Source organism: Allobosea sp. BE125 (assembly GCF_031456075.1).
GTDB lineage: Bacteria > Pseudomonadota > Alphaproteobacteria > Rhizobiales > Beijerinckiaceae > Allobosea.
Map to the genome: position 1 here is coordinate 164,300 of NZ_JAVDTY010000005.1, position 15,451 is coordinate 179,750.

The following is a 15,451-nucleotide window of genomic DNA, read 5'->3' on the forward strand; positions in this document are numbered from 1 at the left end:
GTCCCGTCTCAGCTCGTGATCGGCTCGGCCCAGGCCGAAACCGCCTCAGCGATGGTCTTCAGATGGTCGGCGGCAGAAAAGCCGGAAACGGATTTACGTGGCTTCAAATCGTGGTCGCCGTCCTCGAGCCACAAAATCTCGATGACCGGTGACAGCGTGTAGGTGGCCACCTCGTCCCGCATGCCGAATTGGTCGCGCGTGCCCTGCACAATCAGCGTCGGGATCTTCAGGTCGACAAGGTGCGCCGTGCGCAACTGCTCGGGCTTGGCCGGCGGATGAAAGGGATAACCAAGGCACAGCAGGCCGTGGACCCGGTCGGAGGCGAAGAGGTCGTCTGCGACCATGCTGGCAACCCGGCCGCCCATCGACTTGCCGCCGATGATGAGCGGACCTTTTGCGTCGAGCGCGTCGATGGCGGCGATGTATTCCGGATTGAGCTTTTCTGCGCGCGGCGGCGGCTTGCGGCCCGACGCCGTCCGTCGGCCGGCCATATAGTCGAACTCGAAGCGAGCCACGCGAAAGCCCGATCCCGCCAAGGCCTTCGCCGTCGCTGTCAGCGAGGGTGAATCCATCGGCCCCCCAGCGCCGTGAGCGAGCAGGACCGTTCGTTGCGCCTGTTCGGGACCGTCGAAGAGAAATCTCACCGCCATCCGCCTACTCGCTCCCTGCCTGATATTGTGTTCGACAATGCCTATATTCGGGCCAACCTAAAATCAGGAGGTCGAGAGCCATGACAACGGAACGCGCAGTGCTTGCCGGCGGTTGCTTCTGGGGCATGCAGGACCTGATCCGCCGCAGACCCGGCGTGATCTCCACCCGCGTCGGCTATTCGGGTGGCGAGGTGCCCAATGCCACGTACCGCAATCATGGCAACCATGCCGAGGCGATCGAGATCGTGTTTGACCCGGCCCAGACGAGCTACCGTGACCTGCTCGAATTCTTTTTCCAGATTCACGACCCGTCGACACGCGACCGTCAGGGCAACGATATCGGCGCGAGCTACCGCTCGGCGATCTTCTATGAAAACGACGAGCAGAAGCGTGTCGCCGAGGATACCATCGCCGACGTCAACGCATCGGGGATCTGGCCCGGTAAGGTCGTGACCGAGGTGACACCGGTCGGCGATTTCTGGGAGGCCGAGCCGGAGCACCAGGATTACCTGGAGCGCTATCCTGCCGGCTACACCTGCCATTTCCCACGGCCGAACTGGACGCTGCCCAAGCGCGAGGACATCCGCGCCGCCGGATGAGACCTCTGCAGATCGCCGCAGCACCGTATTGCCGCGACGATCCGCACCCTCTTCCAGACATGGCTCAGCAGGTCGATCAACGGCTTGCGTCGGGTTCTCCGTGGCACGTCCCATGGACGGCGAACATGCTGCCCGCGGTGGCCGAAATTGCAAAAGCCCCCGGAGCGAAGTCCGTGGGCTTATTGCGCTACACCTGGGCTGCCGGTGACACTGTTCCTGCGCCGCGACGGCACGCTCCCCTCGCTCCCTACAGGCGAGATTGCGCGGGAGGCACTGGCAGCCGGCATCGACGACATCATGGACGAGCCGCGCTGAGCGGCTCCCCTCCCACCCTTTTTCGTCCTGCTTCAGGCTCGCAGCACCACGACCTTAGCTGCCTGGGGACGTAAGGACGATCCTTGGGCCCCTGATCACCGGGATCGTGTGCCGCGCCAGGAAACCCTGCGTCTCGCCGCCATCCCGAACGCGCCAGATCCGACGTTTGTCCTCGACCGCCCTGAAGCCGCCGACCGACATCGGGGGCGGACGCAGCTCTGCGATCCGCACCGGCTGTAGGACGGGCTTTCGGAATGTCATCGCCCTCAACCTGCTCGCTCGAAGGTGACCGTGTGCTGCAGGGGATCGGCGGATGTCAGCTTGACCCGGATCCGATCGCCCGGCTTGCCGCCTTGCCCGTGAACCCGCGCGACCACGGGCAACTCGCAGAGCTGGATGCGCAGGCCGTGCTCGTCCGCATCGGTCACCACTGCCTCGAACGTGGTTCCTTCGCTGCCCTGAAGCATCAGAGCTTCGGCGAGGTCGATCACGTTTCGGTCGATTTGCCCGTCGCGGGCATCGGCCCTCGCCATCACCGCGGGTAATTGCTCGAATGCGGCCGATACCGCCGGCGGCACCGGCTGGCCGTTCGCGACCGCGAGCGCAGCGCGCACCACATAGCGATCTGCGAGGCGGCGCAGCGGTGCCGAGGCATGCGCATAGGTCGCCGCCATCGGCGCATGCCAGGGCACGATGCCGTCGCGATAAGGAACATAGCTTGCACCGCCGCTGGCCCTCCGCACCGCCAGCATGAAGGCGGCATGGCTGCTGTCGGTGGGATTCAGCGTCTTCTCGAACTGGACGAGCGACTGCATGTCCGGCCATGACAATCCCAGGGCACGCGCGGTCTGGCGCAGGCGCTGGACGGCCTTTTGATCCGGTTCCGACATGACCCGGAACAGGCCGGTCCGGGCCGCCAGCAGCGCGGCCGCGATTGCGACATTGCTGGCCAGGGACAGGGCGGCGTTCTGCTCCTCGGCGCGCAGGCGCGGGCGGAAGAGCAATTGGTAGCGGCCGTCGCCGAGAGCGTCGACCTCCTGTTCCGGCGGGTCCACGCGCGCTGCGCCGCGCCGGCTCTCGGCAGCCTCGATACGGCGGGCGAACTCATCGAAATCAACCGGCAGATCGGCGGCCTTGACCCCGTCATAGGCGAGCTTGGCGATGCTGCGGATGACGGCCCGTTCGGCACCGTCGAGATGGGCATTGCCAGCGGCGTCGATCCGAGTGGTGAAGATCACGGCCGGCCGCAGGACAGCGGGCAGGAGGCTCGCTGCGCCCTCAGTGAGAACCGGCGGATACAGCCCGGCCTTGCCGTCCGGCAGATAGAGCGTCGCGCCGCGCTGCCAGGCTTCCCGGTCGACCACGTCGCCATCGTCGACGAACCAGGCGACATCGGCGATGGCGTAATGCAGCAGCAGATCGCTGCCGCTGCGCTCGATCGTGAAGGCCTGGTCGAGATCGGTTGAGGTCGCGGGGTCGAGCGTGACGAAAGGCCGGTCCGTGCGATCGACATGCGCGGTCGGCGCGCGATGGGCAGCCGTTTCCGCCGCCGCAAGGACCGCGGGCGGAAACTGCGGGGGCACGCCGAATTGCCGGCGTATCGCCGCCATTCCGCCGATCAGCGCATTGGTGGAATCAATGAGGGTCTTCATCCTGCTCCGCGAGACCTCTGTCCGTTGTCGAGCTGCTGCGAAGCAGCCAGCGCGAAGTTCGCAGACTGTTATAGTTGCAACCGTTTAGGCTTCACATGCAACGATCGTGACCGGTGATGTCGAGCGATGCATCTCTGACTGGATCGGCTCGGGAGCCGCAGTCAGGAGAGCCCCTTGGCAACGTCCGTTTTCGGGCAATCGTCCAATGTCCGTCCATGGCGCATCTCGTCCGCGCGAACGGCTGGCGATTTTGGCCACGGCTAATCGAAATCATCGCCATTGGGACGATGATGACCGCACCGGGTTTCCCTATCATCACTGCGGCGCGCTCGCAGTCGCCAAGGACAAGAGCGACCGCATCACACCTTGGAGCGCAAAGGCGGCGCCGACGCGTCAGCAAGCCGCGGATCAGGCCGTGCAGGCGTGCGAGCGGACAGGCACGCAATGCGCGGTGCGCGAATGGGTCTGCACCTGACGCGATTCTGGCCGGAACGTGTCAGCATTGGCCGACACCGGTTGGCGCGTCGCTGCGGCCAATGACCGATCGATCAAGCCAGGATCTGGGTCGCAGGGGTGACGGTGCCCCCGCCCGCTTCGATCGTCTCGCGGACGGTTCGCGCGAGCTGCGTCGAACCCGGCGTGTCGCTGTGCACCAGGATGGACCTCGCGCGCATCTTGAGGCGCTTGCCCTCGATCGTCGTCACCGTGCCGTCATCGAGGAATTGCCGCACCCGTAGAGCGACCTCGTCGGGCGAGGTGATCACCGAATTCGGACGCTTGCGCGAGACCAGCTCGCCATGCTCGTCATAGGCCCTGTCCGCGAGAAACAGCGTCAGGACGCGCAGGCCGGCGCGCTGCGCCGCACGCTCGACCTCCGTATCGGGCATTGAGAACACGATGAGGTCGCGGTCGATGGCGGCGATGGCGCGCGCGAGTACATCCGCGACATCCTTGTCAGCGGTCGCCATGTTCCCGAGCGCAGCGTGATAGCTGACATGGGTCACCTTGTGGCCTGCCGCGGCGGCGATGCCCTGCAGCGCGCCGATCTGGTAGACGAGGTGCTTCTCCAGCTCGGCGCTGTCCATCTGGATGATGCGCCGGCCAAAACCCATCAGATCCGGCAGGCCGGGATGGGCGCCGATGCCGACCTTGCGTGCCTTGGCCGATCGCACGGTGCGATCCATGATGACCGGGTCGCCGGCATGGAAGCCGCAGGCGACATTGGCCGAGGAGACGATCTCCATCAGCGCTTCGTCATCGCCGATCCTGTAAGGCCCGAAGCCCTCGCCCATATCGGAATTGAGGTCGATCTTCATCTTCGTTGCCCTCGTTTTCCTGACCACACTGTCATCGTCAGGCGGCTAGCGCGGCCGTTGCCGGTAGAGTTCGACCATCCGGCGGATCTGCGCGAGATAGGCGTTCACGGGCGCCATCGCGGCGACGGCATCGTCATAGCTGGTATCGACGAAGCGGATCGAGCTGCCGATCCGGGCCTGGGCCAGACGCCAGAGATCGGCCTCGACCACGCCGGCGATCTTCGGATAGCCGCCCGCCGTGTTCGCATCGCTGAGCTGGATGATGGGCTCTCCGGAAGGCGGCACCTGGACCACGCCAGCAACGATGCCGTAGGAGCGCATCTCGACGCGGGATGCGAGCTTCAGGGGCTCGCCGCCCAGCCGGTAGCCGGCGCGGTCGCTCTGATGGGTGATCTTCCAGGCCGTGCTCCAGAAGCGCTGTCGGGCTTCCTGCGGGAAGAGCTCGTATTCGCCCGCGCGCAGGACCCTGACCGGCAACGCGTCGTCGCTTGGCTCGGCCTCGCCGGGAGCGCCCGGTGGCAGCGCGATCTCGGCGGGCTCGACCCCGAATGCGTCAGGCCGCGTCCGCGCCGGCCCGCCGGCTCCATCTGCGGTTCCAACGACATCGCCCTTCGCCAAGGCTCGCCCCAGAAAGCCGCCGAATTCGCTGCGCAGATGCGTGCTGCGGGAGCCGAGTATGACGGGCACATCGACGCCGCCGGCAAGCGTCAGATAGCTGCGCGCACCTCTCATGGGCGGATTCAGCTTCAGCACCTGCCCGGCCTTCGCCGGGGCGGTCCACCAGGGCGGCAGCAGGCGGCCGTCCAATGTCGCAGTGCAGTCCGCCCCGGTCACGGCGAAGGCGGTGTCGACCTGGAAGCGCAGCTCGAACGGAAAGGTCTGGATTTCGATGCCGGCCGCATCATCGGCGTTCCCGAGCAGGATATTGCCGACCGTCAGGGCGAGCGGGTCCATCACCCCGGAGGTGCTGACGCCGAGATGACGGGAGCCGAAGCGCCCGAGATCCTGCACCGTGTTGAGCGCGAAGGTGGAGAGAACCTCGATCACGGCTCAACTCTCTCGACGGTGAAGCGAACGATGTCGCCAGGCGCCAGCAGGGCCGGAGTGTCACGCGCCAGATCGAACATCGACACCGCGGTAAAGCCGATCGCGTTCCAGCCATTGGGGCCGGTCGAGACCGAAACCCCGGCCTGCATGCCGCCGATCGTCACCGTGCCCGCCAGCATGCGCAGCGACGGCACGGTCTTGCGCGGCATGAAGATCTTGGGATCGAGACCGTGCAGATAGCCGAAACCCGGCGAGCTGCCGAGACAGCAGACGGTGTAGGTGCCGCTGCTGTGGATGCGGATGACCTCCTCCCGCAATTGGCCGGAATAGGCGCAGACGGCGGCGAGGTCCGAGCCGAGCTCGCCGCCATAGATGACGGGGATCTCGATCACGCGGCTGGCCAGCGGCTTCGGCGGCAGGCGCCGCCAGGCTTCGGCAAGCGCGCGCCGGCAGGCCTGGAGATCGCGCGGCGGCTCGGCGAAGATCACCATCAGATTGGTGACGCCGGGAACCACCTCCGCCACGCCGGGCCAGGTGGCGACCTCATCCGCCAGCGCAAGGATGCGCCGCTGCTGCAGCAGATCGAACGCGCCTGGCGCCTCCAGGATGAGCGCGCGCGTTCCGATATTGCTGAGCTTGGGCAGCTCCTCAGCGGGCGCAGGAGGCGCCTCGTCGGCCGCAGCGGCGATCGTCAGGTCCAGCGACACGGAAACGGCATCTCCAGAACGAAACGGCCCAGGCGGCGGCGCTGCCCCGGCCAGGCTTGTCGGGCGTCGCCCTGCTTTGCGCTGCGGAGCGGCGGAACGGCCAAGACCCATTGCTTATGCGGGTATCGCGACACGCTCTGGAGCGCGCCCGCATGGCGGAAGCGCATGATGCGATCAGCCATTGGGCAGGACATGGTTGCTCGATGCGTCCCATCGGGCGATGACCTTGTCGCCGGGGGCGAAGGAACTGGCGCCTTCGCTGGTCCGGTTCTGCTGATAGGCGATGATCTCGGACCCGCTCGGCAGCTTCAGGTAATAGTGATTGATGAAGCCGCGATAGATGACCTGATCGATGGTCGCGACGACGCTGTTGGGCGTCTCCGCCCGGGGCGCTGCATTGCCCAGGGGCTCGACGACGATGGCCTCGGGGCGCACGGAGACCGTCGCTTCCCGAGCGTCCCCTGGCAGCCCGTCCACGAGCAGGCCGAAGCCATCTGCAACGGAAACCACCGCCCCTGCACCGTCGCGCGTCTCGATCTTGCCGCTGAACATGTTCGATGCGCCGAGAAAGGTCGCGACGAAGCGCGAAGCCGGCTTCTGATAGATCTCGGTGGCTCCGCCGACCTGCTCCAGGCGTCCATCACGCATCACGACGATGCGGTCCGCCATCGTCAGGGCCTCGTCCTGGTCATGGGTCACCATGACGGTGGTGAGCCCGAGACGGCGCTGGAGTGCGCGCAACTCCACCTGCATGCTCTCGCGCAGCCCTTTGTCGAGCGCGCCCAGCGGCTCGTCGAGCAGGAGCATGGCGGGCTCGATGACCAGGGCGCGGGCCAAGGCGACGCGCTGCTGCTGCCCGCCCGAGAGCTGGGTCGGAAAGCGGTCGCCGAACTTGCCGAGCTGGACGAGGTCGAGCGCCCCGGTCACGCGCTTGCTGGCATCGGCCTTGCCGACGCCACGCATGTCGAGGCCGAAGGCGATGTTCTCGGCCACGGTCATATGCGGGAACAGCGCGTAGTTCTGGAAGAGCATGCCGATATTGCGCTTGTGCACCGGCACGCGCGTCACACGCTGCTCATTGATGAAGATCTCGCCGGAGCTGGGCTGGACCAGCCCGGCGATCATGCGCAGGCACGTCGTCTTGCCGCAGCCGCTGGGGCCGAGCAGCGCAACCATGCTGCCCGGCTCGATGGTGAGCGACACGTCCTCGACCGCAACCACGCGATGATAGTGCTTGTTGAGCTTTTCCAGCCGGACATTCGCGGATTTCATCTGGGGCATGTCAGCTGCTGAAGACCTGGTTGTAGCGTTCCAGCAGGGCGGCGCGCTTGGGAATGATGAAGTTCCAATCCGGCGTGAACAGGCCCATCTCGTCCATCTTGGTGTCGGGATAGGCGAGGTATTTGGCGACCTCCGGCTTGAAGTTGATCCCGGCCACCGAGGGCGCGCCGAAGGTCTGTGAGGAGAGCATCTCCAGCACGGCAGGATCGAGCATGCGGTTGATGAAAGCCGCACCGAGCTCGGGCTCGGGCGCATTCTTGACCAGCGTCATGCTGTTGATGCCGGTGAAGGAGCCTTCCTTCAGTGGCGCCATGTCGAGCGGCACGCCCTTGGCCGCATGCGGATAGATCGATTTGGAGTAGTCGATGCCGCCGATATCGGCCTGTCCCTGGGCCACCATCAGGACCAGCGCCTCGCTGTCATAGATCGTCAGCACGTTCGGCTTGAGCTGGGCGAGCTTGTCCCAGCCCTGATCGATGAGATACTGCGCCTCCTTGAGCGGCTTGCCGGTGGCCAGCGCCGTCGCGACGATGAGCATGAGCACGCTCTGCGTGTTCTTGGGCGTGTTGAGCAGGATGCGCTTGCGGTATTTCGGATCGAAGATCTGCTCGTAGCTCGTCAGGCCGGTCGTCTTCTGCGGGTTGATGAACATGCCCGCGCTGGAGATGTTGAAGCCGACGCCATAGCTGTCCTCGAACAGGAAGCGCTTATAGACCTTGGCGAGATTGGGAATCTTGGCCGGGTCGAGCTTGTCGATCAGCTCCTCCTGCTTGGCCTGCGGCACGCCGACGTCATCCATCATCATGACGCTGAATTTCGGCGTAGAGCGCGTCGCCCGGAGCGCGGCGATGTTGGACAGGGTCGCGCCCTCGATCGTGAAGACCCGGCACTTATGCTCCTTCTCGAAGGCCGGGATGATCTCCTTCTGGACGAGTTTGCCCAGGGCCGAGTTGTAGACGCCGATATGGAGCTGCTTCTCCTGGGCATAGGCCCGGCTGATGATCGTCGGCATGACCATTGCGCTGGCGGCGGCGGATGCGATGAGCGTTCTGCGATCGATTGTCATGGTTCTGCATTCCCCTTTTTTATTGGTGATGAACGGTCGGCTGCGTCTGTGAACCCCTGTGTTGTGGGTTAGATCGCGACGGCGCGGCGCAACCCCACCAGACGCTCCAGGATCAGCACGCCGACTACGGCCAGCAGGATGATGATCGTCGACATCGCCGGCACTGATGGGTCGAAGACGTTCACCAGCTGCCGCATCAGGACGAGCGGAACCGGGCTGTATTCGGAGTTCGCCAGCCACATCGAGATCGGATAGTTGTCGAAGGAGACCATGAAGGCGAAGAGCGAACCCGCAGCCACCCCAGGCGCGATCTGAGGCAGGGTGACACGCCAGAAGGTCTTCATCCGGCTCGCCCCGAGCGTGCGCGCCGCCTCCTCCAGATTGATGTCCATGAGCTGGAGGCTGCTGACCACCGTCCGGACCACGTAAGGCGCCGTGACGACGATGTGGCCGATCAGCAGGTTCACGCGCGCATCGCCCGAGCCGAAGCTGGAGAGGAGCTGCAGCAGGGCAAGGCCGGTCACGAGCGCGGGAAAGACCAGCGGCGAGAGCACCAGGCTCTTGAGGAAGGACTGCCCGAGAAAACTGCCGCGCACGAGGGCGAAGGCGGCCGGGACGCCGAGGAGAAGCGAACCCATCGTCGTGCTGAAGGCGAGCACGGCGCTGAGCTGGAGCGCATCCAGGAAATCGCGATCCTGCAGGACCTTGGCGTACCAGCTCAGGGTGAAGCCCTGCGGTGGAAAGGTCACGAAATAGCTGTCGGAGACCGAGACCGACATCACGACCAGGAGCGGGGCGAGGATGAAGATCATCATCGCGGCGGTGACGCAGTAGAGCACCCAGGCTCCGACGCCTTCGAGACGGCCGCTCATGAGGCGATCCTCCGGAAGCGGCGCCCTTCGAGGATGCGCATGGACAAGGCGTTGATGGCGAAGACCACGATGACGAGCACGACCGCGATCGTGGCGCCGAAGGGCCAGTCATAGACGACGAAGATCTGCTGCTCGATCAGGTTGCCGAGCATCGTCGACGAGGTGCCGCCGAGCAGTACCGGGATGACGAAGGACCCCGCGGTCAGCGAGAAGACCAGCGTGAAGCCCGCGACGAGCCCTGGAATGCTCAGCGGCAGCGTCACCCGCGCGAAAACCTTCCACCAGGGCGCGCCGAGCATCCTGGCTGCATCCTCCAGATTGGGATCGATCTTGCCGAGCGCCGAGGCCAGCGGCAGCACCATCATCGGGAAGAAGACGTGCAGCGAGCCGATGACGACGGCCGTCTTGGTATAGAGCAGCTCCAGCGGCTCGTTGATGATGCGAAGCGTCAGGAGCAGCCAGTTGAGCAGTCCGGTCGGCGTATTGACCAAGATGAGCTGCCAGCCATAGGCGCGGACGACGACGCTGACGATCAGCGGCGCGATCACGATCAGGCTGATCACGCGGTTCACGATCGGTTTGCTTTTGACCATCGTGATGGCGACCGGATAGGCCATCACGATGGCGGCGATCGAGGTGATGAAGGCGATCTGCAGCGTGTTCCAGAACACCTTCAGATAGAGATCGACCTCGGCGATGTGCACATAGTGCGACAAGGTGAAAGGCCGCCCGATGATGCCTTTCGCGTCCTGCGAGAGGAAGCTGTAGAACAGCAGATTGGCGGCCGGGTAGAAGAAGAAGATCGACAGGAACGCCAGCATCGGCAAGGCCAGGAAACCGACGGACAGGCTGAGACGCCAAGGGGAGCGCTCATCGAGGTCGCCTGGCGCTTGCGCGGTCGTTTGCGCGACATCTGTCATTCCGGAGCAGTCTCCTGAGTCAACGGATCGTCGTGGTGTCTAATGTCGTTCCAAACGCTCAAACCGGCCCCTCTCGGCCCGGCAACGGTCTTCCCCAAGCAAGCGGCGCGTCGTGGAGATCCTCGACGAGATCTGGCCTCCGCCGCCGACATCCCGCCCCGTGGCCGCCGATAGATATGGCCGCCGACAGACGGCTCGCCCCTGCCATTTGTTTTACCCGCCTCCCTCCGGCCCGGATAAGACAAACTTCGTTTAGGGTCATCGGCCCTGCTTATGGCTGCGCCATACCGGGATGATGAGGATCTGAGCGTGATGGCCACGAAAACGGCATAGCCGGCCCGGCTTGACGGCCTATGGCCGCCCGCCTGGGCAAAGCAGGTCATGCAAGCCATTGCCTTGCCGCAGGGCGGCCGCATGCCCGGATGGCGGTTGCGCCATAGGCAAGCGCTATGACGTCAGAACGAAGCCGTCTTAGCGGCGCGTCGCCACGCGCCCTATCCTCACCGCGGTCCAAGGGCCGCGAGGCCAGCCTGTCGGCGCATGCGCGTCCGGGTCCCAGTGAGGTGAAATCTCGATGTTCGAAGCCGCCGACCGCATCAAGACTGTCAAGATTTCCGCATCCGCGGCCATGACGGACCGAGCCCGTGAATTGCGCGCGCAGGGCGTGAAGATCATCAGCCTGTCTTCGGGCGAACCGGATTTCGCCACACCCAGCCATGCGATCGAGGCCGCGCACCGCGCTGCCCTGGCCGGAGACACCAAATACCCGCCCCAGGACGGCACGAAGGCCCTGAAGGCTGCGGTCCAGCGCAAGTTCAAGCGCGACAACCAGCTCGACTACGAACTGGACGAGATCCTGATCGGTAATGGCGGCAAGCAGATCATTTTTGATGCCATCATGGCGACCTGCAATCCCGGCGACGAGGTGGTGATCCCCGCCCCCGGCTGGATCAGTTATGCCGACATGGTCATGGTCGCGCAGGCGACGCCGGTCGCGGCACCCTGCCCCGAGAACAACCAGTTCAAGCTGCGGCCTGAGGATCTCGAAGCCGCGATCACGCCGCAGACGAAATGGCTGATCCTGAACTTTCCGAACAACCCGACGGGCGCCGCCTGTTCGCGCGCCGAGATGCAGGACCTCGCCGATGTCCTGCTGCGGCACCCCCATGTCGCCGTCCTGACCGACGATATGTATGAGCACCTGATCTATGACGGCTTCGAATTCTGCACCATCGCCGAGGTCGAGCCGCGCCTGAGGGAGCGCGTGCTGACGGTCAACGGCGCCTCAAAAGCGTATGCGATGACGGGCTGGCGCGTCGGCTTCTGCGGCGGCCCCAAATCCCTCATCGCGCTGATGAACAACATGCAGGGCCAGGCGACCAACGGCATCTGCACGCTCGCCCAGGCTGCCGCGATCGCAGCCCTGGACGGCCCGCAGGATCTCCTGGCCGAGCGCGCTGAGATCTATCGCGGGCGGCGCGATTTCGTCGTCGAGCAATTGAAACTGGCCCCCGGCGTCCTCTGCCACAAGCCGGAAGGCGCCTTCTACGTCTTCCCCAACATCGCGGGCTGCATCGGCCGGACCAGCAAGGGCGGGCGCAAGATCGAGACCGACACCGATTTTGTCTTCGCCCTGCTCCAGGAACAGCATGTCGCGACCGTGCAGGGCTCCGCCTACGGGATGAGCCCCTATTTCCGGGTGTCCTACGCGACCGATATGGAAAGCCTGCGCGAAGGCTGCCGCCGCATCCAGGAGTTCTGCAGCGGGCTGCGCTGACAGCGGGCTTGAAGTTCGGCGGCCAAGCTAGAGCAGCTTCCGATCACATTGGATCATAAAACGGCTCTATCTCTCTGTTTTGAAGTGATTTCTTCGCGCGAACCGGCGTCCATTTCGCTCGAAAACGCTCTAACGGTCCGCCAGCGGCTCGTGGGCCGTTATCGAATCCGGAACAGCGGCGATCCGAAACCGACCAGATCGCCGGCTGTAGCGAGGATCTGCTCGACGCGGCCGTCGCGCGGCGCGGTGACCGGCGCGTAGACCGGCCCGGTTCGGACCAAAGCGAGGATGTCGCCGGAGCGGACGCTGTCTCCGGCGCGCACGAACGGTTTTTCGCGTGCGGGATGGCGATCCTGGAACTGGCCGGGGCCCCGGGCGGTTACGATCTCCGCCGCATCGTCCTGCGGCGGCTCCAAGACAGCGGACGGCTCGTCGGCGGCAGCCGAGCCCGCCTCGCGCTGCAGTCTCAACCGCAGGCCATGGCTCGGTCCATCGATCTCGATGGAATCGAGATCGGCCTCTTCCAGCCAGCGCACCAATTGCTCGATCTCGGCGATCTCCATCATGGCCGCCCCGCCCGCCGGCGCTGCGCCAGTCGCTTTTCCAGAAAGTGAATGTCGACCCCGCCGGCGACGAAATCCGCGTCCTCCAGGATCTCGCGATGGAGCGGGATATTGGTGCTGATGCCTTCGACCCTCATCTCGGACAAAGCGATGCGGGCGCGGATCAAGGCCTCCTCCCGCGTCGCGCCATGGACGATCAGTTTGGCGATCAGGGAATCGTAATGGGGCGGCACGACGTAGCCCGCGACGACATGGGTATCGATGCGCACGCCGATCCCACCCGGCAGATCCCAGCGCGTGACGCGGCCGGGAGAGGCTGAAAAACTCTCCGGGTCCTCGGCGTTGATCCGGCATTCGATCGCATGCCCGGACAGCTTGATCTCGGACTGCGTCAAGGCCAGGCGCTCGCCGCGCGCGACACGGATCTGCTCGCAGACGAGATCGAGCCCGCTTGTCACCTCCGTCACGGGATGCTCGACCTGCAGCCGCGTGTTCATCTCGATGAAATAGAAGGCCTCCTCCTCATAGAGGAACTCGAAGGTCCCGACCCCGCGATAGCCGATCCGGCGGCAGGCCTCGACACAGGCCTCCCCGATCCGGGCGATCAGATCGCGCGCGATGCCCGGCGCCGGGGCTTCCTCGACGACCTTCTGGTTGCGGCGCTGCAGGGAGCAGTCACGATCGCCCAGCCACAGCGCCGTGCCATGCCGGTCGCACAGCACCTGGATTTCGACATGGCGAGGATGCTGGAGGAATTTCTCGATATAGATCTCGGGGTTGGCGAAGGCGCGCTGCGCCTCCTCGCGGGTCACGGCAATGGCTTCCGCAAGCTCGCCCGGCGCGCGCACGACGCGCATGCCGCGCCCGCCGCCGCCGCCGGCCGCCTTGACGATGACGGGGTAGCCGATCTCCGCGGCGATGGCGGCGATCTCTCCGGCATTGTCCGGCAAGGCAGAGTCGGGGCCCGGGACGCAGGGAACACCGGCCTCGCGCATGGCCCGTTTGGCCGCGACCTTGTCGCCCATGATGCGGATGGAGGCGGCCGTCGGCCCGATGAAGCTCAAGCCGGCGGCTTCGACCTGCTCGGCGAAAGCCGCATTCTCCGAGAGAAAGCCGTAGCCGGGATGGATCGCCTGCGCGCCCGTCGCTTCCGCTGTGAGCAGAAGCACTGCCGGGCTGAGATAGCTGAGGCGTGCCGCGGCAGGACCGATGCAGACGGCCTGATCGGCAAGGGCGACATAGCGTGCATCGCGATCGGCCTCGGAATGGGCGACGATCGTCTTGAGCCCGAGCGCTCGGCAGGCGCGCTGGATACGCAGCGCGATCTCGCCGCGATTGGCGATCAGGACATTATCGAACATGAGCCAGCCTCGACCAGGCGGCCAAACCGCGTCGCATGGCGTTCCCACACATCATGGAGCGATCCGCAGCAAGGGGCGGCCAGCCTCGATCTCCTGCCCGCTCTCGACGAAAATCTCGGCGACCGTTCCGGCGACGTCCGAACCGATCGTGTTGAACGTCTTCATGGCCTCGATGATGCAGAGCTTCTGGCCCGGCACGACGATCTGGCCGATCTCCACGAAAGGGGCTGAATCGGGCGAAGGCGCGCGATGGAAGATGCCGAACATCGGCGCGACGACGATGTGGCCGTCCGTCTCATCCGGGGCCTCCGCCGCACCGCCCGGGCGCTGGGGTTCGGCCGCCGGTTCATGCCGCGGCTGGCTGGAATGAGGTGTCGCCGGCGATGCGGAAAGCGGCGACGCTCTGCAGATGCGGATACGCTCGCCCGCTTCCGTGATCTCCAATTCGGAAATCCGCGAGCGCGCGACCAGGTCGATCAGCGCCTTCAGCCTGGCGAGTTCCATCCCGGAGCCGTGGCCTTTCTGAGGTAAGAGCCGCCCGCAGTTAGGCCGACGCCGGCTTGCTCTTGGCGAAATTCAGGCCGCCGACCACCTGCATGGTCGGCAGCACCTCCATGAAGCTGACATTCATGCGCGCCGGAGAACCCACGGCGAAGGCGATCGAATCCGCTATGTCCTCGGGCTGCAACGCCTCATAGCCCTCATAAAAGCGTTTCTGAGCCTCGACCGCATCGCCGAGCAGACGCGCGAAGACCTCGGTCTCGACGCGGGCCGGGGAGATCTCCGTCACGCGCACCCGCGAGCCGTAGAGATGGGTTCGTAGCTGCTTCGACAGCGCGTGAACGCCGGCCTTGGTCGCATGGTAGACCGTGTTGCCGCCGGGGAAGGCGTAATGCGCCGCGATCGAGGTGATGTTGACGACATGGCCGCGATTGCGCTCCAGCATGCCGGGCACGAACAGGCGGGTCAGGTGCAGCACGCCGCGCAGATTGACGTCGATGAGGGAATCCACATCGGCCGCGGAGGTGTTCAGGATATCGCCCTGCCGCGACTGGCCGGCATTGTTGATGAGGACGTCGATGGCGAGTTCGGACGCAAGCGCGGTGATGTCGTCGACCGAAGCGACATCCAGGGCATGCGGCAGGCATCCGGTCTCGTCGGCCAGCGCCTTGAGACGCTGCGCATCGCGCGCCAGCGCATGCACCTCGAGCCCCTCCTTCCGCAGGCGCCTGACCGTGGCGGCACCGATTCCCGACGATGCGCCCGTAACCAATGCGATCCGATAATCTGAAAAAGCCACCTGCGTCCGATCCTGATCTCAGCCC

General features: G+C 65.3%; 16 protein-coding genes. 3 read left to right on the plus strand and 13 right to left on the minus strand.

Annotated features, from left to right (window positions below):
- Nucleotides 1–8: 8 nt before the first annotated feature.
- Nucleotides 9–650 (minus strand): alpha/beta hydrolase family protein, encoded by a 642-nt coding sequence (locus J2Y55_RS13660; protein WP_310153783.1) that lies wholly within the window; start codon nt 648–650, stop codon nt 9–11.
- Nucleotides 651–730: 80 nt separating this feature from the next.
- Between J2Y55_RS13660 and msrA the strand changes: the two genes are divergently transcribed.
- Nucleotides 731–1,249, plus strand: coding sequence for a peptide-methionine (S)-S-oxide reductase MsrA (msrA, locus tag J2Y55_RS13665; RefSeq protein WP_310153787.1), 519 nt, complete (start codon nt 731–733; stop codon nt 1,247–1,249).
- Between the two features lie 581 nt (nt 1,250–1,830).
- On the opposite strand, the gene J2Y55_RS13670 is transcribed toward msrA, so the two are convergent.
- Nucleotides 1,831–3,216 carry an RNB domain-containing ribonuclease gene (locus tag J2Y55_RS13670; RefSeq protein ID WP_310153791.1) on the minus strand — a complete coding sequence of 462 codons (1,386 nt, stop codon included), beginning with the start codon at nt 3,214–3,216 and terminating at the stop codon, nt 1,831–1,833.
- Nucleotides 3,217–3,421: 205 nt separating this feature from the next.
- On the opposite strand from J2Y55_RS13670, the gene J2Y55_RS13675 reads away from it, so the two are divergent.
- Nucleotides 3,422–3,691 (plus strand): DUF4189 domain-containing protein, encoded by a 270-nt coding sequence (locus J2Y55_RS13675; protein ID WP_310153795.1) that lies wholly within the window; start codon nt 3,422–3,424, stop codon nt 3,689–3,691.
- A 73-nt stretch (nt 3,692–3,764) separates the two neighbouring features.
- Here the strand turns inward: J2Y55_RS13675 and J2Y55_RS13680 are convergent, their stop codons facing one another.
- The 7 genes from J2Y55_RS13680 to J2Y55_RS13710 all read right to left on the minus strand — a co-directional run bounded on the left by J2Y55_RS13680 (nt 3,765) and on the right by J2Y55_RS13710 (nt 10,425).
- Nucleotides 3,765–4,532 carry a LamB/YcsF family protein gene (locus J2Y55_RS13680; protein ID WP_310153798.1) on the minus strand — a complete coding sequence of 256 codons (768 nt, stop codon included), beginning with the start codon at nt 4,530–4,532 and terminating at the stop codon, nt 3,765–3,767.
- A gap of 45 nt (nt 4,533–4,577) precedes the next feature.
- Nucleotides 4,578–5,579, minus strand: coding sequence for a 5-oxoprolinase subunit C family protein (locus tag J2Y55_RS13685; RefSeq protein WP_310153801.1), 1,002 nt, complete (start codon nt 5,577–5,579; stop codon nt 4,578–4,580).
- Nucleotides 5,576–6,280, minus strand: a complete 705-nt coding sequence (gene pxpB / locus J2Y55_RS13690) for a 5-oxoprolinase subunit PxpB (protein WP_404978925.1) — start codon at nt 6,278–6,280, stop codon at nt 5,576–5,578. Before pxpB ends, J2Y55_RS13685 begins: the two co-directional genes overlap by 4 nt.
- 180 nt (nt 6,281–6,460) lie before the next feature.
- Nucleotides 6,461–7,558 carry an ABC transporter ATP-binding protein gene (locus J2Y55_RS13695; RefSeq protein ID WP_404978926.1) on the minus strand — a complete coding sequence of 366 codons (1,098 nt, stop codon included), beginning with the start codon at nt 7,556–7,558 and terminating at the stop codon, nt 6,461–6,463.
- Nucleotides 7,559–7,568: 10 nt separating this feature from the next.
- Nucleotides 7,569–8,579, minus strand: coding sequence for an extracellular solute-binding protein (locus J2Y55_RS13700; RefSeq protein ID WP_310153812.1), 1,011 nt, complete (start codon nt 8,577–8,579; stop codon nt 7,569–7,571).
- A 122-nt stretch (nt 8,580–8,701) separates the two neighbouring features.
- Nucleotides 8,702–9,505, minus strand: coding sequence for an ABC transporter permease (locus tag J2Y55_RS13705; protein ID WP_310153815.1), 804 nt, complete (start codon nt 9,503–9,505; stop codon nt 8,702–8,704).
- Nucleotides 9,502–10,425, minus strand: coding sequence for an ABC transporter permease (locus J2Y55_RS13710; RefSeq protein WP_310153819.1), 924 nt, complete (start codon nt 10,423–10,425; stop codon nt 9,502–9,504). Before J2Y55_RS13710 ends, J2Y55_RS13705 begins: the two co-directional genes overlap by 4 nt.
- 574 nt (nt 10,426–10,999) lie before the next feature.
- Here J2Y55_RS13710 and J2Y55_RS13715 point away from each other — a divergent pair.
- Nucleotides 11,000–12,202: a pyridoxal phosphate-dependent aminotransferase gene (locus J2Y55_RS13715; RefSeq protein WP_310153822.1), complete on the plus strand. Its 1,203-nt coding sequence runs from the start codon at nt 11,000–11,002 to the stop codon at nt 12,200–12,202.
- A gap of 158 nt (nt 12,203–12,360) precedes the next feature.
- Here the strand turns inward: J2Y55_RS13715 and J2Y55_RS13720 are convergent, their stop codons facing one another.
- Genes J2Y55_RS13720 through J2Y55_RS13735 form a run of 4 tightly spaced genes read right to left on the minus strand, consistent with a single transcriptional unit; the run spans nt 12,361 to nt 15,426 of the window.
- Nucleotides 12,361–12,768, minus strand: a complete 408-nt coding sequence (locus J2Y55_RS13720) for an acetyl-CoA carboxylase biotin carboxyl carrier protein (protein WP_310153825.1) — start codon at nt 12,766–12,768, stop codon at nt 12,361–12,363.
- On the minus strand, nt 12,765–14,126 hold the full coding sequence (gene accC / locus J2Y55_RS13725; RefSeq protein ID WP_310153828.1) for an acetyl-CoA carboxylase biotin carboxylase subunit: 1,362 nt from the start codon (nt 14,124–14,126) through the stop codon (nt 12,765–12,767). The genes J2Y55_RS13720 and accC overlap by 4 nt, the downstream gene beginning before the upstream one ends.
- Nucleotides 14,127–14,177: 51 nt before the next feature.
- Nucleotides 14,178–14,630: an acetyl-CoA carboxylase biotin carboxyl carrier protein gene (accB, locus tag J2Y55_RS13730; RefSeq protein ID WP_310153831.1), complete on the minus strand. Its 453-nt coding sequence runs from the start codon at nt 14,628–14,630 to the stop codon at nt 14,178–14,180.
- Between the two features lie 40 nt (nt 14,631–14,670).
- Complete coding sequence (locus J2Y55_RS13735) at nt 14,671–15,426, minus strand: SDR family oxidoreductase (protein ID WP_310153834.1); 756 nt, start codon at nt 15,424–15,426, stop codon at nt 14,671–14,673.
- Between the last annotated feature and the right edge of the window lie 25 nt (nt 15,427–15,451).

Excerpts from the sequence above, each read along its gene's own strand:
- J2Y55_RS13660 (WP_310153783.1), bottom strand. The coding sequence starts at position 650 with ATGGCGGTGAGATTTCTCTTCGACGGTCCCGAACAGGCGCAACGAACG.
- msrA (WP_310153787.1), top strand. The coding sequence starts at position 731 with ATGACAACGGAACGCGCAGTGCTTGCCGGCGGTTGCTTCTGGGGCATG.
- J2Y55_RS13670 (WP_310153791.1), bottom strand. The coding sequence starts at position 3,216 with ATGAAGACCCTCATTGATTCCACCAATGCGCTGATCGGCGGAATGGCG.
- J2Y55_RS13675 (WP_310153795.1), top strand. The coding sequence starts at position 3,422 with ATGTCCGTCCATGGCGCATCTCGTCCGCGCGAACGGCTGGCGATTTTG.
- J2Y55_RS13680 (WP_310153798.1), bottom strand. The coding sequence starts at position 4,532 with ATGAAGATCGACCTCAATTCCGATATGGGCGAGGGCTTCGGGCCTTAC.
- J2Y55_RS13695 (WP_404978926.1), bottom strand. The coding sequence starts at position 7,558 with ATGAAATCCGCGAATGTCCGGCTGGAAAAGCTCAACAAGCACTATCAT.
- J2Y55_RS13700 (WP_310153812.1), bottom strand. The coding sequence starts at position 8,579 with ATGCCGACGATCATCAGCCGGGCCTATGCCCAGGAGAAGCAGCTCCAT.
- J2Y55_RS13705 (WP_310153815.1), bottom strand. The coding sequence starts at position 9,505 with ATGAGCGGCCGTCTCGAAGGCGTCGGAGCCTGGGTGCTCTACTGCGTC.
- J2Y55_RS13710 (WP_310153819.1), bottom strand. The coding sequence starts at position 10,425 with ATGACAGATGTCGCGCAAACGACCGCGCAAGCGCCAGGCGACCTCGAT.
- J2Y55_RS13715 (WP_310153822.1), top strand. The coding sequence starts at position 11,000 with ATGTTCGAAGCCGCCGACCGCATCAAGACTGTCAAGATTTCCGCATCC.
- J2Y55_RS13720 (WP_310153825.1), bottom strand. The coding sequence starts at position 12,768 with ATGATGGAGATCGCCGAGATCGAGCAATTGGTGCGCTGGCTGGAAGAG.
- accC (WP_310153828.1), bottom strand. The coding sequence starts at position 14,126 with ATGTTCGATAATGTCCTGATCGCCAATCGCGGCGAGATCGCGCTGCGT.
- accB (WP_310153831.1), bottom strand. The coding sequence starts at position 14,630 with ATGGAACTCGCCAGGCTGAAGGCGCTGATCGACCTGGTCGCGCGCTCG.